This window comes from Mesorhizobium sp. B2-3-14 (assembly GCF_006442175.1).
Taxonomy (GTDB): Bacteria; Pseudomonadota; Alphaproteobacteria; order Rhizobiales; family Rhizobiaceae; genus Mesorhizobium; species Mesorhizobium australicum.
In genome coordinates this window covers 233,851-259,827 of sequence record NZ_VFVP01000002.1, presented here as the reverse complement: position 1 = coordinate 259,827, position 25,977 = coordinate 233,851, and the positions used below count along the sequence as shown (strand labels likewise).

General features: G+C 64.1%; 28 protein-coding genes, 1 tRNA gene and 1 pseudogene. 11 read left to right on the top strand and 19 right to left on the bottom strand.

The features are described from left to right. From cobS to FJ950_RS05895, 3 genes are all read left to right on the top strand, one after another. The gene (gene cobS / locus FJ950_RS05905; RefSeq protein ID WP_140615791.1) at positions 1-777 is read left to right on the top strand and encodes an adenosylcobinamide-GDP ribazoletransferase; all 777 of its coding nucleotides are present in this window, start codon (positions 1-3) and stop codon (positions 775-777) included. A gap of 37 nt (positions 778-814) precedes the next feature. Next, entirely contained in the window at positions 815-1,825 is a 1,011-nt protein-coding gene (gene cobT, locus FJ950_RS05900; RefSeq protein WP_140615789.1) for a nicotinate-nucleotide--dimethylbenzimidazole phosphoribosyltransferase, read from the top strand. Between the two features lie 90 nt (positions 1,826-1,915). Next, a complete protein-coding gene (locus FJ950_RS05895; protein WP_140615787.1) occupies positions 1,916-2,380 on the top strand; it encodes a hypothetical protein in 465 nt (154 codons plus the stop codon). A gap of 5 nt (positions 2,381-2,385) precedes the next feature. Here the strand turns inward: FJ950_RS05895 and FJ950_RS05890 are convergent. Together FJ950_RS05890 and FJ950_RS05885 are read right to left on the bottom strand one after the other, a co-directional pair. Further along, positions 2,386-2,461 (bottom strand) — tRNA-Lys (locus FJ950_RS05890). A gap of 106 nt (positions 2,462-2,567) precedes the next feature. Next, positions 2,568-3,476, bottom strand: coding sequence for a PhzF family phenazine biosynthesis protein (locus tag FJ950_RS05885; RefSeq protein ID WP_140615786.1), 909 nt, complete (start codon positions 3,474-3,476; stop codon positions 2,568-2,570). Positions 3,477-3,577: 101 nt separating this feature from the next. Here FJ950_RS05885 and FJ950_RS05880 point away from each other — a divergent pair, with 101 nt between their 5' ends. The 4 genes from FJ950_RS05880 (at position 3,578) to FJ950_RS05865 (ending at position 7,162) form a co-directional block, all read left to right on the top strand. Further along, positions 3,578-4,864 carry an efflux RND transporter periplasmic adaptor subunit gene (locus FJ950_RS05880; protein WP_140615784.1) on the top strand — a complete coding sequence of 429 codons (1,287 nt, stop codon included), beginning with the start codon at positions 3,578-3,580 and terminating at the stop codon, positions 4,862-4,864. A gap of 4 nt (positions 4,865-4,868) precedes the next feature. Continuing rightward, a complete protein-coding gene (locus FJ950_RS05875; RefSeq protein WP_015317319.1) occupies positions 4,869-5,576 on the top strand; it encodes an ABC transporter ATP-binding protein in 708 nt (235 codons plus the stop codon). Beyond that, positions 5,573-6,790: an ABC transporter permease gene (locus FJ950_RS05870; RefSeq protein WP_140615782.1), complete on the top strand. Its 1,218-nt coding sequence runs from the start codon at positions 5,573-5,575 to the stop codon at positions 6,788-6,790. The genes FJ950_RS05875 and FJ950_RS05870 overlap by 4 nt, the downstream gene beginning before the upstream one ends. A 132-nt stretch (positions 6,791-6,922) precedes the next feature. Next, complete coding sequence (locus tag FJ950_RS05865) at positions 6,923-7,162, top strand: hypothetical protein (RefSeq protein ID WP_140615780.1); 240 nt, start codon at positions 6,923-6,925, stop codon at positions 7,160-7,162. A 60-nt stretch (positions 7,163-7,222) separates the two neighbouring features. Here the strand turns inward: FJ950_RS05865 and FJ950_RS05860 are convergent. From FJ950_RS05860 to FJ950_RS05845, 4 genes and pseudogenes are all read right to left on the bottom strand, one after another. Continuing rightward, positions 7,223-7,649: pseudogene (locus FJ950_RS05860) on the bottom strand (type II toxin-antitoxin system VapC family toxin). Further along, positions 7,646-7,900 (bottom strand): plasmid stabilization protein, encoded by a 255-nt coding sequence (locus tag FJ950_RS05855; protein ID WP_140615778.1) that lies wholly within the window; start codon positions 7,898-7,900, stop codon positions 7,646-7,648. The pseudogene FJ950_RS05860 and the gene FJ950_RS05855 overlap by 4 nt, the downstream one beginning before the upstream one ends. 80 nt (positions 7,901-7,980) lie before the next feature. Continuing rightward, the gene (locus tag FJ950_RS05850) at positions 7,981-8,697 is read right to left on the bottom strand and encodes a hypothetical protein (RefSeq protein ID WP_140615776.1); all 717 of its coding nucleotides are present in this window, start codon (positions 8,695-8,697) and stop codon (positions 7,981-7,983) included. 6 nt (positions 8,698-8,703) lie between these two features. Then, positions 8,704-9,816: an endonuclease/exonuclease/phosphatase family protein gene (locus FJ950_RS05845; protein WP_015317313.1), complete on the bottom strand. Its 1,113-nt coding sequence runs from the start codon at positions 9,814-9,816 to the stop codon at positions 8,704-8,706. A gap of 189 nt (positions 9,817-10,005) precedes the next feature. On the opposite strand from FJ950_RS05845, the gene FJ950_RS05840 reads away from it, so the two are divergent. Continuing rightward, positions 10,006-10,587: a BA14K family protein gene (locus FJ950_RS05840; RefSeq protein ID WP_140615774.1), complete on the top strand. Its 582-nt coding sequence runs from the start codon at positions 10,006-10,008 to the stop codon at positions 10,585-10,587. 80 nt (positions 10,588-10,667) lie between these two features. Here FJ950_RS05840 and ilvC read toward each other — a convergent pair whose 3' ends face one another. From ilvC to FJ950_RS05825, 3 genes are all read right to left on the bottom strand, one after another. Continuing rightward, entirely contained in the window at positions 10,668-11,687 is a 1,020-nt protein-coding gene (gene ilvC / locus FJ950_RS05835; protein WP_013531065.1) for a ketol-acid reductoisomerase, read from the bottom strand. Between the two features lie 26 nt (positions 11,688-11,713). Then, positions 11,714-12,367: a TetR/AcrR family transcriptional regulator gene (locus FJ950_RS05830; RefSeq protein WP_181171083.1), complete on the bottom strand. Its 654-nt coding sequence runs from the start codon at positions 12,365-12,367 to the stop codon at positions 11,714-11,716. 148 nt (positions 12,368-12,515) lie between these two features. Beyond that, positions 12,516-12,974: a MarR family winged helix-turn-helix transcriptional regulator gene (locus FJ950_RS05825; protein WP_140615770.1), complete on the bottom strand. Its 459-nt coding sequence runs from the start codon at positions 12,972-12,974 to the stop codon at positions 12,516-12,518. A gap of 100 nt (positions 12,975-13,074) precedes the next feature. Between FJ950_RS05825 and FJ950_RS05820 the strand changes: the two genes are divergently transcribed. Then, the gene (locus FJ950_RS05820) at positions 13,075-13,812 is read left to right on the top strand and encodes a glutathione S-transferase family protein (protein WP_140615768.1); all 738 of its coding nucleotides are present in this window, start codon (positions 13,075-13,077) and stop codon (positions 13,810-13,812) included. On the opposite strand, the gene FJ950_RS05815 is transcribed toward FJ950_RS05820, so the two are convergent. After that, entirely contained in the window at positions 13,760-15,025 is a 1,266-nt protein-coding gene (locus tag FJ950_RS05815; protein ID WP_140615766.1) for an NAD(P)/FAD-dependent oxidoreductase, read from the bottom strand. The two genes, FJ950_RS05820 and FJ950_RS05815, sit on opposite strands and share 53 nt — an antisense overlap. A gap of 53 nt (positions 15,026-15,078) precedes the next feature. Further along, complete coding sequence (locus FJ950_RS05810; protein ID WP_015317307.1) at positions 15,079-15,489, bottom strand: helix-turn-helix domain-containing protein; 411 nt, start codon at positions 15,487-15,489, stop codon at positions 15,079-15,081. 135 nt (positions 15,490-15,624) lie between these two features. Between FJ950_RS05810 and FJ950_RS05805 the strand changes: the two genes are divergently transcribed. Then, the gene (locus tag FJ950_RS05805; protein WP_140615764.1) at positions 15,625-16,515 is read left to right on the top strand and encodes an SDR family oxidoreductase; all 891 of its coding nucleotides are present in this window, start codon (positions 15,625-15,627) and stop codon (positions 16,513-16,515) included. A gap of 35 nt (positions 16,516-16,550) precedes the next feature. On the opposite strand, the gene FJ950_RS05800 is transcribed toward FJ950_RS05805, so the two are convergent. The 4 genes from FJ950_RS05800 to FJ950_RS05785 all read right to left on the bottom strand — a co-directional run bounded on the left by FJ950_RS05800 (position 16,551) and on the right by FJ950_RS05785 (position 22,491). Next, positions 16,551-17,591, bottom strand: coding sequence for an aldehyde reductase (locus FJ950_RS05800; RefSeq protein WP_140615762.1), 1,041 nt, complete (start codon positions 17,589-17,591; stop codon positions 16,551-16,553). A gap of 36 nt (positions 17,592-17,627) precedes the next feature. Further along, complete coding sequence (locus FJ950_RS05795) at positions 17,628-19,547, bottom strand: potassium transporter Kup (protein ID WP_140615760.1); 1,920 nt, start codon at positions 19,545-19,547, stop codon at positions 17,628-17,630. 193 nt (positions 19,548-19,740) lie between these two features. Continuing rightward, a complete protein-coding gene (locus FJ950_RS05790; protein WP_015317303.1) occupies positions 19,741-21,654 on the bottom strand; it encodes a potassium transporter Kup in 1,914 nt (637 codons plus the stop codon). 96 nt (positions 21,655-21,750) lie between these two features. After that, positions 21,751-22,491, bottom strand: coding sequence for a pyridoxine 5'-phosphate synthase (locus tag FJ950_RS05785; RefSeq protein WP_140616489.1), 741 nt, complete (start codon positions 22,489-22,491; stop codon positions 21,751-21,753). Positions 22,492-22,651: 160 nt separating this feature from the next. On the opposite strand from FJ950_RS05785, the gene FJ950_RS05780 reads away from it, so the two are divergent. Further along, positions 22,652-23,080, top strand: a complete 429-nt coding sequence (locus FJ950_RS05780) for an STAS/SEC14 domain-containing protein (protein ID WP_015317301.1) — start codon at positions 22,652-22,654, stop codon at positions 23,078-23,080. A 25-nt stretch (positions 23,081-23,105) separates the two neighbouring features. Here FJ950_RS05780 and FJ950_RS05775 read toward each other — a convergent pair whose 3' ends face one another. The 4 genes from FJ950_RS05775 to nthA form a co-directional block, all read right to left on the bottom strand. Next, the gene (locus FJ950_RS05775; protein ID WP_140615758.1) at positions 23,106-24,233 is read right to left on the bottom strand and encodes an ATP-dependent RecD-like DNA helicase; all 1,128 of its coding nucleotides are present in this window, start codon (positions 24,231-24,233) and stop codon (positions 23,106-23,108) included. A gap of 126 nt (positions 24,234-24,359) precedes the next feature. Then, positions 24,360-24,725, bottom strand: coding sequence for a nitrile hydratase accessory protein (locus FJ950_RS05770; RefSeq protein WP_015317299.1), 366 nt, complete (start codon positions 24,723-24,725; stop codon positions 24,360-24,362). After that, positions 24,712-25,371, bottom strand: a complete 660-nt coding sequence (nthB, locus tag FJ950_RS05765) for a nitrile hydratase subunit beta (protein ID WP_140615756.1) — start codon at positions 25,369-25,371, stop codon at positions 24,712-24,714. The genes FJ950_RS05770 and nthB overlap by 14 nt, the downstream gene beginning before the upstream one ends. Next, positions 25,368-25,973 (bottom strand): nitrile hydratase subunit alpha, encoded by a 606-nt coding sequence (gene nthA, locus FJ950_RS05760; protein WP_015317297.1) that lies wholly within the window; start codon positions 25,971-25,973, stop codon positions 25,368-25,370. The genes nthB and nthA overlap by 4 nt, the downstream gene beginning before the upstream one ends. Positions 25,974-25,977 lie beyond the last annotated feature (4 nt).

The following is a 25,977-nucleotide window of genomic DNA, read 5'->3' as shown; positions in this document are numbered from 1 at the left end:
ATGAAGCTCCCGAAAATCACCCTGTCGCCCCGGCAAGTCCTCGACGACATCGCGCTTTGCCTGGTCTTCTTCACCCGCCTGCCGCTGCCCGTGTTTGATTTTCGCGGCCGCAACCTCGCCGCCGCGATCTGGGCCGCCCCCATTGCCGGCCTTGTCGTGGGCCTGATCGGCGCCATCGTTTTTGCCACGGCGGAACGCTTTGGCCTTGCCATTGGGCCGGCGGCTGCCCTTGCCCTTGTTGCAACCGTGGCTATCACGGGCTGCCTGCACGAGGATGGATTGTCGGACGTTGCCGACGGCTTCGGCGGCGGCAAGTCGCGCGGCCGCAAGCTCGAGATCATGCGCGACAGCCGCATCGGCGCTTATGGCGCCATGGCGCTGGCGCTGTCGCTGCTGATCCGCTGGAGCGCGCTGTCGCAAGTGGTGGAACCCACACAGGCTCTGTTTGCGCTCGTGGCGGCGCACGCAGCCTCGCGTGGCGTGCTCGGCGCCTTCATGCATCTCTTGCCACCGGCGCGGTCCGACGGCCTGTCGGCTGGCGCCGGCACCGTTTCGCTCGAAACGGCAATAACCGGAGCCGTGCTCGGCGCGATACCACTGTTCCTGCTCGGGCTTGGCGGCGCCATTGCCGCGCTCATCCTGCTCGGCCTGTTCTTTGCCGCCTTCCACGCCCTTTGCCTCAACCAGATCGAGGGCCAGACCGGCGACACGGTTGGCGCCTTGCAGCAGTTGAGCGAAATCGCGGTGCTTCTCGTCGCTTCCGTCGCCCTTTCCTGACCCCTTGACCTGATTCCCTTCCGGAGACGTTGCCCCCATGCCCTTCAAATCCCTCGCTGAACTGCGCGCCGCCTGCCTCGACCTGCCTGCCGGCAGCGAGGTGGCCGCCAGTGCCGTCGCTCGCCGCCAGGACACGCTGACCAAGCCGCAAGGCAGCCTCGGCAAGCTCGAAGCGATCGCCGCCTGGCTGGCGCGCTGGCAAGGCCGCGACATGCCAAGGCTCGACCGCGTGAAAGTCTTCGTCTTCGCCGGCAACCACGGCGTCACCGCGCAGGGCGTGTCGGCCTACCCCTCCGAAGTCACCGTGCAGATGGTGGCGAATTTTGCCGGCGGCGGTGCCGCCATCAACCAGCTCGCCCGCATCGCCGGCGCGGAACTCGACGTCATCCCGCTTGATCTCGACCATCCCACCGGTGACTTCACGCAAGTGCCGGCAATGGATGAGAAGGCCTTCCTCGCCGCTGTCTCGGCGGGTTATGACGCCGTGACGAAAGACCTCGACCTGGTCTGCTTTGGCGAAATGGGCATCGGCAACACCACGCCCGCCGCCGCCATTTCGGCTGCCTTGTTCGGCGGCGGCGCCGAAAAGTGGACCGGGCGCGGCACCGGCGTCGACGACGCCGGCCTGAGGCGCAAGGTGGTCGCCATCGAAGCCGGCCTGAAGCGCCACGCCGCGGCCCTCGCCGATCCGCTGGGCATCGCTGCCGCGCTCGGCGGGCGCGAACTCGCCGCCATCTTCGGCGCCACGCTGGCCGCCCGTCATCTCGGCATACCCGTGCTGCTCGACGGCTTCGTCTGCACCGCCGCCGCCGCGCCGCTGGCGAAGCTGCACCCAACCGGCCTTGCCCATACGATTGCCGCCCACGTCTCCGCCGAATCGGGTCACCGCGGCCTGCTCGAAGCGCTCGCCCTGCCGCCGCTGCTCGATCTCGGCATGCGGCTCGGCGAAGGCTCCGGCGCATGCCTCGCCGTCAACATCGTGCGCTCGGCGCTGGAATGCCATGCAGGAATGGCAAGCTTTGCCGAGGCTGGGGTTTCGGAGAAATAATCCGTCAAACTTTTAACGTGATTGAGCCAAAATAATAACGTCGTTCTGATTGTTACATGAGATCAGTGGATCTCATGTGGAGATCAGGCGATGTATTTGAAGGCGATACCTGCCATTGCACTGCTTTTCGGCACTGCTGCGCCAGCTTTTTCGCAGTATGTCGATGAGAATGGCCGCTTCCGGCACGCGGGCGACGATGGACTGGCCAAGGTCCAGTCCAGCCTGACCATGACCCTTCCTGTCAAGGACGAAGAGGATGTCGCCACACAGCAGCAAGCCGCGCTGCGTTCGTTCTACAAGGTCGCTGCCGCCAGTTGCGCCATGGTGCTCGATACGTCGCCGACACGTGCGAGTAACCAGCGTGACCACGAACGTCAACGCCAGGGATCGCAGCATGGGAGGCGCTGCGGGATCGCAGATGACGGTGACCGGGCAGATCGCCATGAAGGTCAAGTTCAAGGCCAGTATTGGCAAAGCGGCGCAGTGAACGGCCATTGCGGTGCGAGACGCGCCAAACGCCTCTTGCCTTCAGGGTCTTTCCACCAAGTCTTCTAGGAATTTGGTGGGTGCGCACAGGATTGAACTGTGGACCCGCTGATTAAGAGTCAGCTGCTCTACCAACTGAGCTACGCACCCACTCGGCCGGCAAAAACCGGCGTTGGCGGGCATATAGCCGCCGATACCGGTCCTGTCCAGCCCTGCTGGAATCATTTCCCGACAAATCGACCGGGGCTCTCTCCAATCAGGCGAAAAGCTTGCCTTCCGCCACCTTGATCGCATGCCCGCCAATGCGCGCGGACGCCAGTTTTCCGCCTTGCACGGTTAGTTCGAGGCGGATGCGCGACGGCCGGCCCATCTCCAGTCCCTGTTCGATCCATAGCTGCGAAACCCCGTCCGTCGAGCCGTCGAAATGCATGATGGCGCCGGCGAAGGCCGCCGCCGCCGAACCGGTCGCCGGGTCCTCATAGGAAGGCGTGCCGGGAACGATCATGCGGACATGGAAAGCGCTTTCGTGGTTCACCGTTTCGCGGCAATAGACATACGGGCTGGCGAAGGCCCATTCGCTCTTGCGCGGCGCCAGTTCCGACCACGCCTGGTTGTCCAGCCGGATGCGGCCCGCCGCTTCGAGATTGGCGACAGGAATGGTCACATAGGGCACGCCGGCCGACCAGAAGGCGATGCGGTGATTCTCGAAGCCGATCTCGTGCGGCGCCAGGCCAAGGGCGGCGCCGATCGCCTCCGGATCGGCCTCCAGCTTCAGCGGCTCCGGCAATTTCGCCAGGTCGAACTCGGCGAAGGTGGCGCCATCATGCGTGCTGACCGCGCAACGCACCGGGCCGATGTTCTCTTCAAGCACGAAGATGCCGGCGCCGCCCTCGCCCGCCAGTTCGGCCAGCGCGATGGCCGAGCCCACCGTCGGATGGCCGGCGAATGGCATTTCATAGTCGGGCGTGAAGATGCGGATGCGGTTGCGGTGCTTGGGATTGTCCGGCGGCAACACGAAAACCGATTCGGACAGGTTGAACTCGCGCGCGATGGCCTGCATCGCTGCCGTGTCCAGACCTTTGCAATCCAACACCACCGCCAGCGGGTTGCCGGCCAGTCGCTCGGTCGTAAACACATCGTAAAGCAAGTAATTCCGGGTTTGCATCCCTGCCTCAATCCCAACATGGGCGAAATTTAATTTGATATTCGAACCGGTAAGCCTGATCTGTGCACAGACAGGGACATTACGCATCATAGGGGTCCGACGTGGACCAGATTGTCAATCTGCCAAAGACGGAATCGGATTCCGCCATCGAGACGGCGCTTGGGCTCGACCAGACCGGGCGGCGCAGGACGCGCCGGCGTGGCTGGCTCTATGCGTTGCTGACCCTCATCGTGCTTGCCGCCGGCCTTGGCCTCTATCAATGGTATGCGGGCACGCCGACCAGGATTGACTACACCACGGTGCCGGCCGCCAAGGCCGACCTCACCGTCCAGGTGTCGGCGACAGGCACGCTGCAGCCGCTCACCCAGGTCGACATATCAAGCCAGCTCTCAGGCATCATACGCTCGGTCGCGGTCAACGAGAACCAGCAGGTGAAGAAGGGTGACGTGCTGGCGGCCCTCGACACCGCCAAGCTGCAGGTCCAGATCGAACGCGCCGAAGCGTCCGCTAAGGGAGCGGCCGCCAATGTGGAGGACGCCAGGGTGACGCTCGCCGAGAACGAGAGTGCGCTTGTCCGCGCCGCGGCCCTGACCAAGCGTGGCATGGCAACCGACCAGTCGCTCGAGGCGGCGACGGCGACGCGCGACCGTTCCAAGGCGGCACTCGATAGCGCCGAGGCCAATCTCGCCATCGCCAATGCCGATCTCAAGTCGCAGCAGACCGACCTTGCCAACAGCACCATCTACGCGCCGATCGACGGCATCGTGCTGACGCGTTCGGTCGACCCCGGCCAGACGGTCGCTTCCTCGCTGCAGGCGCCGGTGCTGTTCATCATCGCCGCCGATTTGAGGAACATGGAACTGGTGGCGGCGGTCGACGAAGCCGATATCGGCGCGGTCAAGTCGGGCCAGTATGCCCGTTTCACCGTCGACGCTTTCCCGGAGCGGCCGTTCGATGCCAAAATCCGCGACATCTCCTATGCCTCGGTCACGACGGACGGCGTCGTCACCTACAATGCGCGGCTCGAAGTCGACAACAACGAGTTGCTGCTGCGGCCCGGCATGACCGCCACCGTTTCTGTGGTCACGAGGGAAGCCAAGGGCGTGCTCACCGTGCCCTCGTCCGCTTTCCGCTATCGCCCGGCGCAGCAAGCGGCGCGCGGCTGGAGCCTGAGCGACCTGTTCACCGGCCGCATGGGCCGCGGCAATCGCCAGCGCCCGGTGGCGAAGGCCCCGACCGATGGTTCCCGCACGCTCTATGTGCTGGAGAACGGCCGCCCGCATCCGGTCAACGTCAAGATCGGTTCGACCGATGGCGAACTGACCGAGATCACCTCCGGCCTGGAGGAAGGCGCGCAGATCATCACCGCTTCGCAGTCGCGGAGCTGAGGCAGTGGCCGCGGGCGCCCCCCTCATCACCTTCGACAAGGTCTGGAAGAGCTACGGCCAGGGCGAAGCCAAGGTGCATGCGCTGGCCGGAGTCGACCTTGCCATCCGGCGCGGTGAATTCGTCGCCATCATGGGCCCATCGGGCTCCGGCAAGTCGACGGCGATGAACATCATCGGTTGCCTCGACACGCCGACGGCCGGAACCTATTCCTTCATGGGCGTCGATGCCGGCCGGCTCGACCGCAACCGCCGCGCCATGCTGCGCAACCTCTATGTCGGCTTCGTCTTCCAGGGCTACAATCTCTTGGCCCGCACCACCGCGGCCGAAAATGTGGAACTGCCGCTGATCTATCGTGGTGTCGCCGCCCGCGAGCGCCGCGACCTTGCCATGCAGGCGCTGGCCGAGGTCGGCCTTGTCGGCCGCGAGCATCACACGCCGGCCGAACTCTCCGGCGGCCAGCAGCAGCGCGTGGCGATCGCACGCGCCATCGTCACCAGGCCGACGCTGCTCGTCGCCGACGAGCCGACCGGCAATCTCGACACCGCACGCACGCATGAGATCATGGAGCTGCTGACGCGTCTGAACAAAGAGCTTGGCCTGACCGTCACCATGGTCACCCACGAAGCCGATGTCGCCGAATATGCCGAGCGTACCATCCGCTTCCTCGACGGCCATGTCGCCTCCGACACCATGAATATGGAGATGGCATGATCTGGGAAACCGTCCGCCTCTCGCTGCGCTCGATCCGCCGCAACGTGCTGCGCTCGTTCCTGACCTTGCTCGGCATCGTCATCGGCGTCGCCGCCGTCATTGCCATGCTGACCATCGGCTCCGGCACCACGCAAAAGGTCAAGTCCGACATTTCCAAGCTCGGCAGCAATCTGCTGGTCGTCCGAGCCGGGCGCCCGGCCGGCCCCGGCGGTCCGGGCGGGCTCGACCAGGCGGTGCGGCCGCTGGCGGAAAAGGATCTGGCGGCGCTGGTTGCGCATCTCACCGGCGCGCGCGCCATCTCGCCGGCCGCGCAGAAGCAGGTGCGCGTCATCTTCGGCACCGAGAGCCTGACCTCTGGCGTCACCGGCACCGACAGCGCCTATCTCGACGCACGCGACTGGAAGCTGGTGTCCGGCCGGCCGTTCAGCGATTCCGAAACTCGCTCCGGCACCGGTGTGTGCCTGATCGGCGAGACGGTGCGCCAGCAATTCTTCGGCGCCGGCGATCCCGAGGGCGAGATCATCCGCGTCAACCGCACCTCCTGCAGGATCGTCGGGCTGCTCGAGCCGAAAGGCTACACCGGCTTCGGCCAGGACCAGGACAATGTCGTGCTGATGCCCCTCGCCGCCTATCAGCGCCGCATCGCCGGCAATCGCGACATCGACAACATCTACATCGCCGCCGACGACCGCACGCCGACCACCGAATTGCAGCCGCGCGTCGAGGACATCTTGCGCGATGCGCGCCGCATCACGCCCGATCGCGAGAGCGATTTCGGCATCCGCGACATGACCCAGATCGCCGACGCCATGGCCAGCGCCACCACGACGATGACCGGCATGCTGGGCGCGGTCGCCGGTGTCAGCCTGCTGGTCGGCGGCATCGGCATCATGAACATCATGCTGGTGTCGGTCACTGAGCGCACGCGCGAGATCGGCATCAGGCTCGCCATCGGCGCGCATGAAAAGCACATCCTCATCCAGTTCCTGGTCGAGGCGACCGTGCTGTCGCTGCTTGGCGGCATCATCGGCATCCTGATTGGGCTGGCGCTGGCCGGCCTTGCCTCGGTGACGCTGACCATACCTTTCGCGCCAAGCCCGGCCGTCATTCTGCTTGCCGTCGGCTTCTCCGCGCTGATCGGCATGGTGTTCGGCTTCTTCCCGGCGCTGCGCGGCGCCAGGCTCGATCCGATCGACGCCTTGCGTCACGAGTAAAAGGGCAAGCTGCGAGGGCGCCCGGCACTCCGGGCCGGTTTTACACAACCTTCGACGTTTCCGCCTTGCCCAACCCTGTCGTCACTGGGTTGGCGATGCTATGCCAAGGCATATCTGGTCGAGGAGCAGCAGATGAGCAAGAAGGCGCGCGTGATCCTGGTGATGATCATCATCGAGGCCGCCCTTGCAGGCATCTGGTGGTATCTCGCCCGCTACGGCATGACCAATCCCGATCGCGTCACCGCCGATTTCCAGGCGGTCGTTGGCCAGACGATGGGAATGGCCATGGGTGGGTTGCTGGGTATCGGCTTCATCCTGTTCTTCGTCGCCGCGCGCAACGACCGCAAGGCACTCACAAGCAAGACATCATAGGGCCTGGCCGCTCCACGACATGGTCGCGGCACCGACGTACGGTTTCAGTGGCAGGCAAGGCTACGACGCGCTTTCCCACGGATTGACGGTGTTCAAACCGGCGGCCGCGAATGGACCGGTGTCACGTGTGGCGACAGTGAGACCGTGCGCTACGGCGGTCGCCGCGATATAACCGTCGGCGTTGCCGATCGCCTTGCCTGCGGCTCTCGCCTGTACCATGAGATCGGCATAGGCGCGCGACGCGTCGAGGTCGAACGGCAGAATGCGGCCCGCAAACAACGGCAACGCGTCCTGCTCAAGACGATCATGCAGGATCGTGCGGCGCTTGCCGGAAGGCATGGCCGCGATCCCGAAACGCAACTCAGCCACTGTGACGGCCGAAAGATATAGGGTTTCGACGGCCCTGGGCGTCGATCCACGCGATGACGCGAGGATCGGGTGCAGGTCTCCATGGCTCAGACATGACGCTGGTGTCGATGAGGATCATTCGAACCGCACCGGCTCGCCCGGTGTTTTGTCGCGGAGCTGCTGCAAGGTATCGACATCCTCTTGCGACAATCCGGCCTCGCGGCCGATGGCGGCGAGCAGCGAACCGAGCTTGACCCGATTGGCCGGCCGCACGGCCGTTTCCAGGATCTCACGCATTTCGGCCTCAGTGCTGCGGCCATGATGCGCAGCCCGCACCTTCAAGGCGCGGAGCGTCTCCTCTGGCAAATTGCGGATCGTGACGGCGCTCATCGATATCATTCCAATCTGCAATGATGTCACTGCTATCAGCATAGAAATCTGCTATCAGATACAACTGGTACGCACCGATATTAGTCTGCGCGCGCGAAATGCCACTCGATCAGCGGCTTCATGTGCGGCGACAGGCCGTCCGGCAGGTCGCCGGCATGGCGGATGATCACCGGCCCCTCGATCTCCGGGTCGGCTTCGGTGGCGACGAAGGCCAAGATTTGGCGCGCGATCTCATTGGCGGGCGCGTCGACGTGATAGCGGCGGAAGATGACGGTGCCGCTTGCCGTCGACAGGGCGTGCCAGCGCACACCACGCCTGGCGTTCGACAGGTCGATGCCGGTCTCCTCGCGCACCTCGCGCATCATGTTGAAATCGACATCGACGAGACCGTCGCGGAAATCGATCGGCTCGAACGAACCGGCGGCGAAATAGACCCGGCCGGCACTGACGGTTCGCGGTCCCATGCGGATCGCCACCAGAGCGTTGTCCCCGGCCACCAGCACGGCATGGGCATAGGCGTGTTCGGCGCCGGAATTCTCGCGCCGCTTCCGCCACAGCATGAAGGTCGAGTAATTGACCGCATGGCAGCGGCCGATAAGGCTGCGGTCGCGATAGGCAAGCTCGGAAAGCAGCACCACAATGCCGTCGAACAGCGCCGGATTGGCAGCGATCTCGCGGCGCCAGTTCTCGGCAATCGCCGCGGCATTCTCCACCGCGAAGGGATGCGGGCCGGGATCGAGACGGACATCGATGGCATCGACCGGCAGGATGACATTGCGCGGAAGATCAAAATTCATGTCGGCTCAGGCCATGTCCAGCGTGATCGCCACCGGGCAGTGGTCCGAAGCCTTGGGCCGGTCCCAGCCGGCGCGCGGGAAGCGCTCGACTTCCTGGCCCGCGGGAAAGATCGTGCGCCAGGGCTGGCCATTGCGGATGATGTCGGGAACTGCGGTGGCGTTCTTCGCCGCCAGCCCCTTCGACAGCAGGATATAGTCGAGCTGGCACAGATGCCGCTCTTGCGGCCCGCGTGTGTGATAGAAGGTCCAGCGGTTCATTTCCGGCCGCCGCTCGACCACATTTTCACAGAAGCCGCCCGCCGTCAGCACATTGATGCAGGACAGGTTCTCGTCGACCACCTCGAAACGGTAGCCGTCGACCTCATCGCCGGCGATCTTCACCCGCTGGCGGTAATCGTTCATGTCGCCGCAGATCGCCCAGCGCTTGTCGGCCGCGTGCTCCGCCCCGAAACGCTCCTCGATGATGCGCCGCACGGCCTGCGCCTCCGCGATGCGCACCGGCATTGTCGCCTCGCGTCCGTCGAGCCCGTTGCGGGGAGAGCCCATGGACTTGAAGTGCACGAGATAGAGCGTCATCGGCGCGCCGCCCACCTTGATGTCGACCTCCAGGCAGTCGCGCCGGAAGATGCGTTCATTGGGCTGGTTGCCGAGGGCCGCCAGCTCGGGCGTATGCAACCCGAACTGCTCGTAGGTGACATAGGCGTGGCTGGTCATGCGCACGAATTCGATCGGCTGTCCCTGCGCGGTCTCGTTGCGCATCATCACCGCGACATCGATGCCGCGCGAATCATTGCCCGACGTGGTGTATTTCTGGCGGTAGCCCTGCCCCACCATCTTGAACAGATAGCCGTACTCGAAGGCCTTCAAGGCCTCGATGTTGTCGACCTCCTGCATGCAGATGATGTCGGCACGGGCGGCTGCAATCGCCAACGCCGTCAGCTGGCGCGTGTCGTCGGATTGCGCGATGGCGCGCGCCTGTTCCAGCATCTTGTATTCGGCCTCGCTCTGGATATCGAAGAGCGCCAGCGTGCGATCCTCATTGAGCTGGTTGCGAAAGCCGGAAAAATCGAACCTGTTCATCAGGTTCTCGACATTGAAGGTGGCAAGGCGCAGCGACATGCGCTGACCTTTGCCTGCAAGAGCGGCGGAAAACAAGATCGCAGGACCACAAGCAGGGATCCCTTGGTCCCGGTGGCTTTCGCGCCATGGTTGACGGAACCTTTCCGTTCATCCGCCGTTCAGACGCAAAGGTCCACGGTAAGCCCATTCCCAGGGTAGGCGTGGGGCCTGTTCTCTTGGAGAAGTGCAATGAACGCGCTCTTTTCTTCCACTGTCAAATCCGGGCTGATAGCGCTCGGTATTGTCTCCGGCATCACGGCGCCATCCGCTGCCGCGCCGATTCTGCAGCCGGATGTGTCGATCCCGGCCAGCACCGCCGCGCCGACGGTCATCCCGGTCCGCGAGGGCTGGGCTGGCGGCAACAACGGCGGCGATTGGAGATGGCGCCGGTCAGGCAATTGGAACGGCCACCACTGGAATGGCGGAGGCAACTGGAGCGGCCGCCACTGGAATGGTGGTGGCAACTGGAACGGCGGCGACAACTGGCGCTGGCGCCATGGCCGCCATCATTATCGTGGCGGACGCTACTACGATGATGGCGCTGCGGCGGTCCTCGGTCTCGGCCTGGGGCTCGGCCTCGGCAGCATGTACAACAACTACAACAACTACGATTACTATGCGCCGGCACCGCGCCGCTATTATCGCGCCGGCCGGCTGTCGAACGCGCATGTGCAATGGTGCTACAACCGCTACCGCTCGTATCGCGCCTACGACAACACGTTCCAACCATATAACGGCCCGCGCCAGCAGTGCTGGTCGCCCTATAGCTGAGCTGCCTGCGGCTGATACCAGAAATGAAAAACGGCGCCACGTGGCGCCGTTTTCGTTATTGATCGCGAAGCGTGGATCGCTCAGTTCTTGGCCTTGTCGACCAGCTTGTTCTTGGAAATCCACGGCATCATGGCGCGCAGCTTGGCGCCGACTTCCTCGATCTGGTGGCTGTCGTTGTTGCGGCGGATGCCCTTGAAGCGGGACATGCCGGCGCGGTATTCCTGCATCCATTCCGAGGTGAACTTTCCCGTCTGGATGTCCTTCAGCACGCGCTTCATCTCGGCCTTGGTCTCGGCGGTGATGATGCGCGGACCCGAGACATATTCGCCCCACTCGGCGGTGTTCGAGATCGAGTAGTTCATGTTGGCGATGCCGCCTTCATAGATCAGGTCGACGATCAGCTTGACCTCGTGAAGGCACTCGAAATAGGCCATTTCCGGCGCATAGCCGGCTTCCACCAGCGTCTCGAAGCCGGCGCGGATCAGTTCGACCAGGCCGCCGCACAGCACGACCTGCTCGCCGAACAGGTCGGTCTCGCATTCCTCGCGGAAATTGGTCTCGATGATGCCCGAACGGCCGCCGCCAACGCCGCAGGCGTAGGAAAGCGCGAGATCGAGCGCGTTGCCCGAGGCGTCCTGGTTGACGGCGACCAGGCACGGCACGCCGCCGCCCTTCTGGTATTCGCCGCGCACCGTGTGGCCCGGGCCCTTTGGCGCGATCATGACGACGTCGACGGTCGACTTCGGCTCGATGAGGCCGAAATGCACGTTGAGACCGTGCGCGAAGGCGATCGCGGCGCCGTCGCGGATGTTCGGCGCGATTTCGTTCTTGTAGATGTCGGCCTGCAATTCGTCGGGCGTCGCCATCATCATCAGATCGGCCCATTTGGCGGCGTCGGCGACGCTCATCACCTTGAGCCCGTCGGCCTCGACCTTCTTGGCGGTCGCCGAGCCGGCCTTGAGACCGATCGCGATCTCCTTGGCGCCGGAATCCTTGAGGTTGAGCGCATGCGCCCTGCCCTGGCTGCCATAGCCGATGATGGCGACCTTCTTGCCCTTGATCAGGTTGAGATCGGCATCACGATCGTAATAGACACGCATTTTGTCTTCCTTCCCGTTTTTGAAGATCAGAGGCCTTGCGGCCCGGTTTTTGCTCCGAAAAGAGCGAGAAACTGCTGCGTCGCGCGGACGGCATCGCCGCCAATCGTCGCTTCAGTCAATTCCAGCCGGTCGCCGAGCAGCAGGCGGATCTGCACGTCCCGGCCAACCAGCCCGAAAAAGGTACGGAAGGCCATCTCGGCATCCGTAAATTCAAGGAGCCCGGCCTGCCGGCCGGCTTCCAGCACGGGCTTCAGCCGCTTGGCCAGCGCAAAGCGCCCATTCTCCAGCACGACGGCGCCGAGATTGTCCTTCCCCGAACCGGCATGTCCGACCGCCACCCTATTGAGGGCGATCGACGTATCGCTGGAGATCACCTTCAACCAGTCGGAGGCAAAGCGCTCCAGGCTCGCCGTAAGCGAGGCAAGGTCAAGCCCCTTGCCGTCGACCGAAGCCACCCGCACTTTCGAGGCCTGCCACTGCACGGTCGCCGTCAAGAGCCCGTCGCGATCGCCGAACCATTTGTAGAGTGTTTCCTTCGAGCAGCTCGCGCGACGCGCCACGGCGGTCATGGTCAGATGATCGCCCTCCTCAACCAGCAGCCGCAAAGCCGCGTCCAGGACGGCCTGCTGCCGCTCCGTCAGCGCCTCGCTGTTGTCGATGTCGGGCACGCTGTGCAACACGCTCTTCCCTCGGCAGGACAAGGCAGGGCGTGAATTCGACCTGCCGTACCGTACGTTACGGTTCGGCATATTGCGCAATCCGGTGAGCGGCGCAAGGGCAAAGGAGAAAAAATCCGCTTATGTCCGCGCAGCCGCGCAATCCGCGTGCTCAGTCCGCGGTAGGCGGATGACGCAGGCGGCCCAGCAGTGCCGAGACCGTGCTCAGCTCATCCGACGACAGCTTCGCGCCAACCAACTCCTCAATCGACCTGCCATAGATCGCCCACATGCGGCGGCGCGTCTCCCGTCCCTTGGACGTGACGCGGATGGTCTGGCCGCGGCCGTCGTCGGCCACCGGCAGTTTCTCGACCAGCCCGTCGGCCTCGAGCCGAGCCAATAGCCGCGAGATGTTGTACTGCGCGAACAGGGTGCGTTCGATCAGTTGAAACGGCCGCAAGCCGCCCTCGCCCGCCTCGGCTAGCTCGTGCAGCACATCGTACCAGGCGAGCGGCGGCAGGCCGCCCTCCTTCAGCGCGTCTTCGGCCCGTTCCATCAGTTGGCGCGAAACCCGCATCAGGCGGGCCCAGGCCTTGATGGCTTCAGGCGAAGGCTTGGCTTTTTCGGTCATGGCCCACCCTAGGCGATAGATGCAGATGCATCAAGCTTGACGTTCAATGCACATGCATCTACATAAATGCAATTGCATCGATATCGAAAGGCACATTCCTATGAAACCCGCCGACACTCTTGTTCTCGTCAGCCATCCGCTCTGCCCCTATGTCCAGCGCGCCGCGATTTCGCTGGCCGAGAAAGGCGTGCCGTTCGAGCGGATCGACATCGACCTTGCCGACAAACCGGACTGGTTCAAGGCGATCTCGCCGCTCGGCAAGGTGCCATTGCTGTGCGTACGGCAAAATGGCGACGAGACGATAATCTTCGAATCCGCGGTCATCCTCGAATTCCTCGAGGAAACGCAGGCCAATCCCCTCCATCCCGCCGACCCCTATGCACGCGCCCGGCACCGTGCCTGGATCGAGTATGGCTCAGCCATCCTCAACACCATCGGCCGGTTCTATTCAGCGCCGAGCGAGGCCGGCTTCCTCGCCGAAGCCAGCGCGCTATCGGCGATGTTCGACCGTGTTGAGGCTGAACTGCCGGGCGGCGCCGGGCGGAGCGGGCCATGGTTCGCTGGCAGCCGCTTTTCCCTCGTCGATGCCGTTTACGGTCCGGTCTTCCGCTACCTCGACGCCTTCGATCGGATCGGCGATTTCGGTATTCTTGACGGCAAGCCGCTTGTCCAGGCCTGGCGCAGTGCGTTGAGTGACCGTCCGTCGATCAGGCAGGCCGTGGCGCCGGACTATCCGCAGCGCCTGCATGCCTTCCTGCGGGCGAAGGGATCATTTCTATCGAGCCTCATTCGGCAAGGCGATCCGGCCATAGCGCTTCGGCAAGCCCAGCCCGCCTGAACGGATCGATCACCGTGCCGGCGACCATGGAGGCCAGCAACCGCGGCGCCGGCGGGATCTTGGCGATCGTCGCCACCAGCCTGTCGCGGATGAAGGGCAGCGCCACCGAATCCGACTGGTAGAAGGGCGTGAACGCCAGCGACAGTGCCTGAAAGACCCTGACATGCCGGCGCCGCGCTCGCGCATAGACTTCCAGCGCTGTCTCCACGCCGTCCGCTCGCGCCAGCGCATAGCTAAGTGCCGCGGCGTCGAGTAGCGCCATGTTGGCGCCCTGGCCAAGCTGCGGGCTGGTCGAATGGGCGGCGTCGCCGATCACGGCCAGCCGCCGGCAAACCGGAAACTTCATCGTGTGATGGCCGTAGCGGGCCAGCGAGAGCTGGTCGAAACTGTCGATCTGGCTGGTGAACGCCTCGGCCTGCGGCCACAGCCGCACCACCCGCTCCTTCCAGGCATCGATGCCGAGGCTGCGGACTACATCGGCATCCGCCGGTTTCAGGCTCCAGAAGAAGGCCGCCATCCTTTCGGCACCCGGTTCCGGCCGGCCGATCGGCAGCACGCCGATCATCACGCTGGCCTTGTCGTAGCGCTGCAGAAGCGCGTGCTCGTCAAAGCCCTCGCCGCGCCAGCCGAGCGATGCCCAGAACGCGCCATAGGTGAGTGGCCGTGGCGCTTCGGCACTACCGGCGCACCGCCGCAGCTTCGAGCGCGCGCCGCTGGCGTCGACAATTAGATCGAACGGCCCTTCCCTTCGGCCGTTGCCCCGGATCAGCGTCGCCCGCTCGCCGGTCTCCAGGGCCTCGATTTCGACGCCGGTCTCGATGGGGATCGCCTCGCGCCGGGCAGCGCGAAAGAGTACGCCGAACAGGGCGGCCCTGTGTACCGCCAGGCCGAAACGGTTGCCGCGCTGGGCATCGTAGCGGACATCGAGCACGGTGCGGCCGCTCGACGCATCGACGCCATGCAGCCGGTCGATCCTGCTGCCCAGCGCCATGATGTCGTCGAGCAGGCCGAGATCGGCGAGCACCGTCAGCCCAGTCGGCTGCAGGATCAGCCCGGAGCCGACCGGCCTCGGTTCCTCGAAGCGCTCGAAGATGGTTACGCGGTGGCCGGCGCGCTTGAGATAGAGCGCCGCGGCGAGCCCGGCCGGACCAGCGCCGGCGATTGCGATACCGTAGGAAATGCCGCTGCCCCCAAGCCGAACTGGCCGGGACAATCCTTCAGCCGCCGGACGAAATCAAGTCGCGACGCCGAGCGCTAGCCTGCTGGTCAAGCCTGCGTCGAATCGAAGGCAGTCCGCGCGCCGCGCACTGCGTCATGGTTGTTTTCGGCCCACTGCAGCAGATACTGCAAAGCGTCGAACATCGATCGCCCAAGGTCGGTCAGGCTGTATTCGACACTGGGCGGCTTGGTCGGAAACACCTCGCGGCGCACATAGCCGTCGCGCTGCAGATCGTAGAGCGTCTGGGTCAACATGCGCTGCGAGATATCGGGAACCAGCCGCCGCAGCTCGCCGAAGCGATAAGGCTGCTCGGCCAGCGCCGCCGTCAGCAGCGAACTCCATTTGCCATTGAGGCCCTGGATGACGTCGCGGACCGGGCAATCGGCAATGTTTCCGCCGTCGGTCATCGCTTTGTAGACTTCGAGTTTGGATTTCAGATTGACGGTCCGGCTGTCCATGGCTGGTTCCCTGCGTGTGCCTACCTCCCCAAAAACTGCCTTCTTTACGGCACCGGGTCAATTCCTATTTTAGTGCTGGTCTCTTTTTGAGACCACCACCCGAACCGCCCTTCCGGCGCAATGTCAGGATCCCCCATGACCGCAATTCTTCTCGTCACCGGCGCGTCCGGCCAGCTCGGCCGCAGCGTCATCAACCATCTGCTGGACACGTTCGAGGTGCCGGCGGCCCGGATCATCGCCACGACCCGCACGCCCGCCAATCTTGCCGACCTGTCGGCGCGCGGCGTCACCGTTCGCGGGGCCGATTTCGACGATCGGGCCTCGCTTGCCCAAGCCTTCGCGGGCGCCGACCGGGCGCTCATCATTTCGACCAACGAGCTGGCGATCCGGGGAAAGCGGCGCGAGCAGCAGCTTGCCGCCGTCGCGGCGGCCAGGCAGGCTGGCGTTGGCCACCTGCTTTACACCTCGTTGCCCAACACCGAACCCGGTTCCGCCGTGCTCTTTGCCCCCGATCATTACGACACCGAGCAGGCGATCAAGGCCAGCGGCATTCCCTACACGATCTTCCGCAACGGCTGGTACGACGAGAACCTGTTCATGGCGATGCCGCAAATCCTCGCATCGGGCCAATGGTATACGTCGGCGGCCGACGGCGCGATTTCCTATGGCGCGCGTGACGACCTCGCCGCGGCCATAGCTGCGGGGCTGGCTTCGGATAACACCGAAAGCACGACTTACACGCTGACTGGCCCCGAGGCCTACACATCAGCCGAAGTCGCCGTGCTCGTCACCGAAGTCACAGGCAAGCCGATCCAGGTCGTCCAGCTCTCCGATGAAGCGCTGACCGAAGGCATGAAGGCAGCCGGGCTGCCCGAGCCGATCGCCAGGCTCCTGGTGTCCTTCGACGCCGCCACGCGCGCCGGCGACCTTGGCATGGTAACGGATTCGGTCGAGACACTTTCCGGTCGGAAATCGGTACCGCTGAAGCAGTTCCTCGAGGCCAACAAGGCCGCACTGGCGGGTTGATGTCAGCGCGGCGGGAAGTTCTTTCTCCCGCCGCGCTATTTCGGGGTCTTGACCAGCCCGAGCCGGACCAGGCTTTCGGCGGTGGCGGCCAGCGCGTCCTCGCGCGAGCGCGGCGCCCAGCCGAGCATGCGCACCGCCTTGGCGTTGGTGGCGTTCTTGACCTTGCCGAGTTCCGTCACGAGTTGCGCGGCTTCCGCGTTGAACAGCCCCACCACCCGCACCAACCAATCGGGAAGCTCCCGGGTCGTGACCCGCGAGGCGGCCGCGCCGAGCCGCGTTTTCACCGTCTGGGCGATCTCCCGCACGGTCATGAAATCGCCAGCAACGGCCAGGAAGCGCTCGCCACTGGCGGCAGGATTGGTCATTGCGCGCACATGCAGGTCCGCCACGTCGCGCGCGTCGACCACGCCGAACGACAGGCGCGGCAACCCAGGCATCGCACCGTTCATCATGCGCTGAACAAATTCGGTGGAGGTCGAATGGTCGGACCCGAGCACTGGTCCGAAAATGCCGACAGGATTGACCACGGCCAACTCCAGCTTGCCACCCTCGGCGGCGATGAAATCCCACGCCGCGCGCTCGGCGAGCGTCTTCGATTTCACATAGGCGCTGACCTTGGCCGTCGGATCGGTCCAGCTCTCCTCGGTGAAAGGCCGGCCGCCGGGCGGCATCTTGCCGTAGCCGATGGCCGCGAAGGACGAGGTCAGCACGACGCGTTTGACGCCAGCATCTCGCGCCGCCCTGAGCACGCGCAACGCGCCTTCGCGAGCCGGGATGATCAGGTCGTCCTCATGCTTCGGCACGCCGGGCGGAAATGGTGACGCGACATGCAGGACATAGTCGCAGCCGGCGACAGCGTCGGGCCAGCCGGCATCGCCCATGAGGTCGGCGATGGCAAAGGAAAGCCTGTCGCCCGGCTCGCCGCCGCCGGCCTCGAGCATGGCGATAACGTCGGCTTCACGCCTGGCGGAGCGCACCGTCGTGCGCACGCGATAGCCCGCCTTCAACAGGGCAAGAATACAGTGCGCGCCGAGGAAACCCGATCCGCCGGTGACAAGCACCAATTCGCCGCCCATGGCCACCTCTCCGTCAGGCCGAGGCGATCGACCTCGTCAGATCGCCACCTGCGTGCCGATTTCTACCACACGCCCGGTCGGGATCTGGAAATATTCGGTCGCGTCGGCCGCCGTGCGCGCCAGGCCGATGAACAGCCTGTCCTGCCACACCGGCATGCCGGAATTGGGCGAGGCTTTCAGCGACCGCCGCGACAGGAAGAAGGACGTCGTCATGATGTCGAACTTCCAGCCCTGCTTGCGGCAGATCGCCAGCGCGCGCGGGATGTTGGGCTGTTCCATGTAGCCGAAGGTCAGCGTCACCCGCATGAACAACTCGTTGACCGTCTCCATCTTGACACGCTCGCTGTCGGGCACGACGGGCTGCGGCGCGGTCACCACCGAAAGGATGACGTTCTGCTCGTGCAGCACCTTGTAGTGTTTGAGGCTGTGCATCAGCGCGGTCGGCGCGCTCAAGGGATCGCTGGTCAGGAACACCGCGGTGCCGGACACCAGCTGCGGTTTCTTCTTCAGCAGATTGCCGGCGAGGAAATCGAGCGGGATTTCGTTGCGGCGGGTCTTGTCGAAGAGATAGCGGCTGCCACGCACCCAGGTCCACATGCCCAGCACGATGGTGAAGGCCACCACCAGCGACGCCCAGCCGCCTTCGAACACCTTGACGATGTTGGAGGCGAAGAAGCCGACATCGATGAAAGCGAACAGCACGGTCAGCGGGACCGCCACCGACAGCTTCCACTTCCAGATACGGGTCATAACCACATAGAGCAGCACCGTCGTCACCAGCATGTTGCCGGTCACCGAGATGCCGTAGGCGGAGGCCAGCTTGCTGGACTCGCCGAAGCCGACCACCAGCATCATCACCACCAGCGCCAGCAGCAGGTTGACGCGCGGCATGTAGATCTGGCCGGACTGCTTTTCCGACGTGTGCAGGATTTGGAGCCTGGGCAGCATGTTGAGCTGCACCGCCTGGCGGGTCAGCGAAAAAGCCCCTGAAATGACCGCCTGGCTGGCAATGACCGTCGCCGCCGTCGCCAGCACCACCATCGGGATCAGCGCCCAACCCTCGTTCATTTCGAAGAACGGATGGCCGACCACGCCGTTCTTCGCCAGCACGAAGGCGCCTTGCCCGGCATAGTTCAACAGCAGGCAGGGGAACACGATCGAGAGCCAGGCGAGCACGATGGGTTTGCGGCCGAAATGGCCGAGATCGGCGTAAAGCGCCTCCGCGCCGGTGACGGCAAGGAAGATGGCGCCGATGGTGACGAAAGCCACATCGGGCGACTGGATCAGGAAGGCGACGATATAGTGCGGGCTGACCGCCCACAGGATCTCCGGATCGGCGATGATGTGCTTGAGACCGGAAAGGCCGATGGCCAGGAACCAGATCGCGGTCACCGGGCCGAAAACCAGACCGACGCCCCCGGTGCCGAAACGCTGAACCGCGAACACCATGGCGAGGATGACCAGCGTCAGTGGCACGACATAGGGCTGGAAGGTGGGAGTGACGACATTCATGCCCTCGACCGCCGACAGCACCGAAATCGCCGGCGTGATGACGGCGTCGCCGAAAAACAGCGAGGCGCCGACGATGCCGATGCCGAGCATCAGCGCCGAACGCTTTGGGAAACTGCCGCGCGCCAGCGCCATCAGCGACAGCACGCCGCCCTCGCCGCGATTGTCGGCCCGCAGCACGAACATGATGTATTTGATGGTGACGATGATCGTCAGCGACCAGATGATCAGCGACAAAACGCCAAGAATGTCGCCACGGTCGGCAACTTGCCCGCCCGACGACGCGACCAGCGCCTCGCGGAACGCATAGATCGGGCTGGTGCCGATATCGCCATAGACCACGCCGAGCGCGCCCAGCATCAACACCTTGGTGCTGTGCTGTTCGATTTCGGGATGGCTCGATTGGTCGACGGGTTCTGCCTCACTACCAGCACTGGCAAGGGCCATGTACGACACTCCGATAAACGCGCGGTGCTCTACGCTTGCTGCACTGCAATATCAAGTGCCGTAACGTTATGGCACTCATGTTGGCAGCGCGCGGCTTCTTGTGGGCGACTTCGAGCGAATGCCGGTCAATGCGACATTCGCGGGCTCATGGCCGGGCCTGTGGCAAAACCTGCGGGCCGGCGAGCACGTGTCTTTAAATGGCGACCTGCGTGCCGATTTCAACGACGCGGCCTGTGGGTATCTGGAAATACTCCGTCGCGTCGGCCGCCGAGCGCGCCAGTCCGATGAACAGCCGGTCCTGCCACACCGGCATGCCTGAATTGGGCGAGGCTTTCAGCGACCGCCGCGACAGGAAGAACGACGTCGTCATGATGTCGAATTTCCAGCCCTGCTTGCGGCAGATCGCCAGCGCGCGCGGAATGTTGGGCTGTTCCATGTAGCCGAAGGTCAGCGTCACCCGCATGAACAACTCGTTGACCGTCTCCATCTTGACGCGTTCGCTGTCGGGCACGACGGGCTGCGGCGCGGTCACCACCGAAAGGATGACGTTCTGCTCGTGCAGCACCTTGTAGTGCTTGAGGCTGTGCATCAGGGCGGTCGGCGCGCTCAAGGGATCGCTGGTCAGGAACACCGCGGTGCCGGACACCAGCTGCGGCTTCTTCTTCAGCAGATTGCCGGCGAGGAAATCGAGCGGGATTTCGTTGCGGCGGGTCTTGTCGAAGAGATAGCGGGTGCCGCGTATCCACGTCCACATGATCAGACCCATCAGGCAGGCAACGGTAATCGAGACCCAGCCGCCTTCCACGATCTTCACGACATTGGCCAGGAAGAAGCCGCTGTCGATGACGCCGAACAGCAAGGTCAGCGCCAGGGCGAGCGCCAGCTTCCATTTCCACATCTTGCGCATCACCACGAACAGCAGGATCGTCGTCATCAGCATTTCGCCGGTCACCGAGATGCCGTAGGCGGACGCCAGCGAACTCGAACTGCCGAAACCGACCACCAGCAGCATCACACCCATTGCTATGAGCAGGTTGACGCGCGGCATGTAGATCTGCCCGGACTGCATTTCCGAGGTATGCTGCACCTCGATGCGCGGCAGAAGATTGAGCTGCACCGCCTGGCGGGTCAGCGAAAAAGCCCCTGAAATGACCGCCTGGCTGGCAATGACCGTCGCGGCCGTTGCAAGTCCCACCATCGGCATCAGTGCCCAGTCAGGCAGCATCTGGAAGAACGGATTGGTCGGTTTTCCGTCATTGGCGAGCACAAAGGCGCCCTGCCCGAAATAGTTGAGCAGCAGGCAGGGGAAAACCACGGAAAACCATGCCAGCACGATCGGCTTGCGTCCGAAATGGCCGAGATCGACATAAAGCGCCTCGGCCCCGGTTACCGCCAGGAACACGGCGCCGACGGTGACAAAGGCGGCGGTCGGTGTGCTGGCCAGATAAATGACCGCGTAATAGGGATTGATGGCAAGCAGGATCGATGGATCGTCCATCAAGTGATAGATGCCGGCAACGCCGATGGCCAGGAACCACAGCGCCGTCACCGGCCCGAACACCGCCGCCACCTTTCCCGTGCCGAAGCGTTGCACGGAGAACAGGATGGCAAGGATGACCAGCGTGATCGGCACGACATAGGCGTCGAGCGTTGGGGTCACCACGGTGAGGCCTTCGACCGCCGACAGCACCGAGATGGCCGGGGTTATGATCGAATCGCCGAAAAACAGCGCCGCGCCGCAAAGACCGATCACCAGAATCAGTCGAGCGCCTTTGGGATAGGCGCTGCGTGCCAACGACATCAGCGACAGCGTGCCGCCTTCGCCCTTGTTGTCGGCACGAAGCACGAAGGCAACATATTTGACGGTCACGATGATCGTCAGCGCCCAGACGATCAGCGACAGCACGCCAAGCACGTGAACGCGCGTATCGATGCCGGGCGAAGCGTGAAGCGCCTCCCGAAAGGCGTAGATCGGACTTGTGCCTATGTCGCCATAGACAACGCCGAGTGCGCCCAGCATGAGAACCTTGGTGCTGTGCTGCTCGACCCCGGCATGGCTCGATTGCTCGACGGTTTCAGCTTCGCTCCCGCTATTGGCAAGGGCCATCGACCACTCTCCGATAAGCGCGCGGTGCTTTATGCATGCTGCGATACGATATCAAATGCACGCGATGGCTGCCATACCAATACGAAGCATTGCCCCCTACCAACCGCAGGCCCTGAGGAACCGGCCCACTGTGCCGGCCATGCCATACTCCAACGCGTCGGCTGTCAACCCATGTCCGATCGACACTTCGGCCAATGCCGGAATGCGCCTGGCCAGCGCGGGCAGATTGGCCACCGTCAGATCGTGCCCGGCATTGACCTGGAGACCGGCGGCAAATGCCGCGTCAGCGGTTTTTCCCAATCTTTCCAGTTCTTTGGCCGCCTTACCTGAATCGGAATGGTAGCTGCCATAAGGACCGGTATAGAGTTCGATACGATCGGCGCCCGTGTCGCGCGCGGCCGCCATGCCGGCGGGGTCGGCATCGGAAAACAGCGAGACCCTGAAACCACCCTTCTTCAGGCGTCTGACGATCGGCGTCAGCAACGCCGCATCGGTGACGAAGTTCCAGCCATGGTCGGAGGTTGCCTGGGAGGGATCGTCGGGCACAAGCGTCACCTGTTCGGGCTGATGCTTCTCCACCAGCGCCAGGAAATCCTCGCTCGGGTAGCCCTCGATGTTGAATTCCGCCCGCGGGAACTCGTCATCGATCAGCGCCCTGATCTCGGGCAGGTCGGAATGCCGTGTGTGACGTTCGTCGGGCCGCGGATGCACCGTCAGCCCATGCGCTCCGGCGGCAAGGGCGAGGCGGCCGACACCGATCACATCGGGCCACGGCAGGTCGCGCCGGTTGCGCAGCATGGCGATGGCGTTGAGGTTGACGGAAAGCTTGGCGGGCATGGTTTGGCGTCCGTGAAACAGGCGATCGAGGCGCGCCACGCTCATTCGTTCCGGCACGGCGCATTTGAGACGGCGCATCTATAGCGTCTTTGACGGGAACAGATAGGGCCTTTCCGGTGTTCCAGAAGACCAACATACTCCACGAAAGGGAGGCACCACCTTGAATTTCCTCCAATCCGTGCCGGCGATCCGACGCATCGAGACCAGCCGCGACGACCTCTTTGCCATTGATGTGGTCGGCCATGTCTCGGCCGCCGATGCCGAAAACCTGTTCGGCCTGCTGGAGGCGGCCTATTTGCTCCATCAGAAAATCGACGTGGCCGTGCGCATAGTCGATCACGAGGGCGTCGACTGGGCCGACATCTCGGACGAGACCATCAAGAAGGGTGCCGTCCATGCATTGGAACATATTGGCCGTTGCGCGGCGATCGGCGCCCCTGATTGGACGCCGAACGCACGACACGCCTTGCCGGCTTCCTCGCCCGTCGAATTCAGGCATTTCAAGATCGAGGACGAAGCCGCTGCCTGGGAATGGCTCGGCGCGCGGCCGACGAGTGAGGAGGCGACCGCCGCTCCAGAAAGAGGATGAAACGGTTCTCCCGGCTACCCCCCTTCTACCTGACGATGGTCAGGCGTTCGGCGGCCCGGGTGATAGCTGTGTAAAGCCAGCGCTGGCGCGTTTCCTTGAAGGCCCAGCTCTCGTCGAACAGCACGATCTCGTTCCACTGCGAGCCCTGCGCCTTGTGCACCGTCAGCGCATAGCCATAGTCGAAATCGTCGAAGCGCTTCTTCTGCTGCCAAGGGATTTCGGCGTCCGGATCCTCGAACGCCGCCTTCAGCAACTTGATTTTCGCGACGCCGCGATCCGGATCGTCCTCCTCGGGCGAAATCAGAAGATTGATCCCGGGCTTGACCGTCTCGCGCGACGAGGTCATCACCTTCCACAGCGAGCCGTTGAGCAAGCCCTTGGCGGGATCGTTACGCAGGCACACCAGCTTGTCGCCGGCTTGCGGATAATCGGCATTGAAGCCCTTGAGCTCGCGCAGGCGCTGGTTGTAGCGCCGCCGCGTGCGGTTGGTGCCGACCAGCACCTGGTCCGCCCTCAGCACCAGTTCCTGATTGACGTCTTCCTTGCCGATCACCTTCGCGGTGCCGTAGTCGCCGCGCATGAATTCGCGGCCCTCGCGCACATCGAGCGCCAGCCGCAGGATCGGATTGTCGCGAGCCTGCCGGTGGATCTCGGTCAGCAGGAAGTCCGGCTCATGGTCGGTGAAGAAGCCGCCACCCGAGATCGGCGGCAACTGGCCGGGGTCGCCCAGCACCAGGATCGGCGTGCCGAAACTCATCAGGTCACGGCCAAGCTGCTCGTCGACCATCGAGCACTCGTCGATGACGACCAGTTTGGCGCGCGAGATCGGGCTCTGCCGGTTGAGTGAGAAGGTTGGCGACATCGAGGTCTTGCCGGTGACCTCGTCGGCCACCGATTCCTCGCCCTTGGGCCTGTAGATCAGCGAATGGATGGTGCGGGCGTTGACCGCGCCCTTGGAGCGCAGCACCTGGGCGGCCTTGCCGGTGAAGGCTGCGAACTGCACCTGGCCGTCGACATGTTCGGCGAAATAGCGCGCCAGCGTCGTCTTGCCGGTGCCGGCATAGCCAAACAGCCGGAACAGCTGCGGCGTGCCGGTCTTCAGCCAGCGGGCGACCGCTTGCAGCGCCTCATCTTGTTGGGGTGAAAATTCCATCTGATCGTGTGACCGGATTCGCGAGGCAAACACAAGATCGCCGCCACCACCATCGACACGCCGGTGGCGAACTTCCCTGCTGTTCAGGCTATCAGCCGCAAGCAAGAACGTAAAGGGAACGAAAATTCAGTTGGCAGCGTGCGGATCGTTCTCCAGCAGGATCGGCTTGCCGTGTGGCGTGGCGTGCGCGGCGCGCTCCCAGGCCCGCGCCATCGCATCGACGTCCGGCTTGGCAGCCAGCCCCTTGGACGCGAGCAGCCCTTCCAGCGCCGCCAGCCAATGCTCGTAATAGTCGTGGCCATCCGCCGCGGCATCCGGCTTCTTCACCTCGGCTGACAGGGCATCCGCCCATTCGTTCCACGAAAACAGGCCCTTGTCGTGCAGCGCCACAGTCATGGCGAAGGCTTCGGCCTGCCATGGCTCGGCGAACACCGGTGCGTCGAAGCCGGCGGGCAAACTGGCGGCGGATCCCTTCGCTTCAGGCCGGCTCAAGATAGCTCTCCCAGGCGTCGATCGAGACGGTCAGTGTCGGGTCGGCGCCCTCGCCCCAGATTTCCGTGCCATCGAAAACCACGGTATAGACCCATTGCGGATTCTCGCCCTGCCCATGCGCGTTGCTGTCGGGAAAGACGAAGCCGTCGCGCACCGCCTCGATGGTGCCCTGCTTGTCGCGCGCATAGCGCGGCAGCCTGGTATGGCCGGTGGGGTTGAAGTTTTTCGTCCGCACAGAATCCCCGGCCTTGAAGCGTGGCGCTGTCTCCACCGGCCGATCGCAAGGACCGCCCTTGGCCAGCACAGCGGGAACGTTTTCCGCCTTCAGCACTCTTTTGGGTGTCGCCGCCGGATCGATCGCCTCGCCCGCCCCGAGGTCGCGCTCGCTGACGAAACCATGCCGCTTGAGCAAGATCTCAAGCGCCTTGATCCATATCTGATAGTAGCTGGAGCCATAATAATCGGCCGGATGCAGCGATTCCCGTGCGTGCCGGCTCTCGTCGATGTTCCAGGCGCCCATGCCGCCGGCGCAGAGCGTCAAGCCGAGCGCCCGCCTCTCCCAGTCGGCATGGAAATACGGCTCGTCTCGTTCGGGCGCGACCGGCCCGAAACCCATCTGTCCGCCGAGATCCTGCGGCCCGTTCATGCCGGGTGACTCGCCAGAGCCGTGCCGATCATGGCATCGCGGCTCACCAGCTCGGCCAGCCGCTCCTCGCTCCAGCCTTCGGTTCCCTCCGGTCGCATCGGCACGACGAGATAGCGCAGTTCCGCTGTCGAATCCCAGACGCGTATCTTCGTCCCGGCCGGCAGCACCAGCCCGAACTCCTCGAGCACGCCGCGCGGATCGATCACCGCGCGCGACCTGTAGGGCGGCGCCTTGTACCACACCGGCGGCAGGCCAAGCACCGACCACGGATAACAGGAGCACAATGTGCAGACGACGAGGTTGTGGGTATTCCCGGTGTTGAACACCGCCTGCATATGCTCGCCTTGCCGACCGGTATAGCTCAGCGATTCGATCGCCGCCGTCGCGTCGCGCCTCAGCCACGCGGCAAAAGCGGGATCGCTCCAGGCCTTGGCCACCACCCGGGCGCCGTTGCGCGGACCGATCTTCGTCTCGTAGGTATCTACGATGACGTCGATCGCAGCCGGATCGATCAGCCCCTTGCGGGTCAGGATGGTTTCCAGCGCGCGCACACGCGCGGCAAACGGATCGAGTTCGTTGTCGTGGTCATGATCGTGGGACATGACG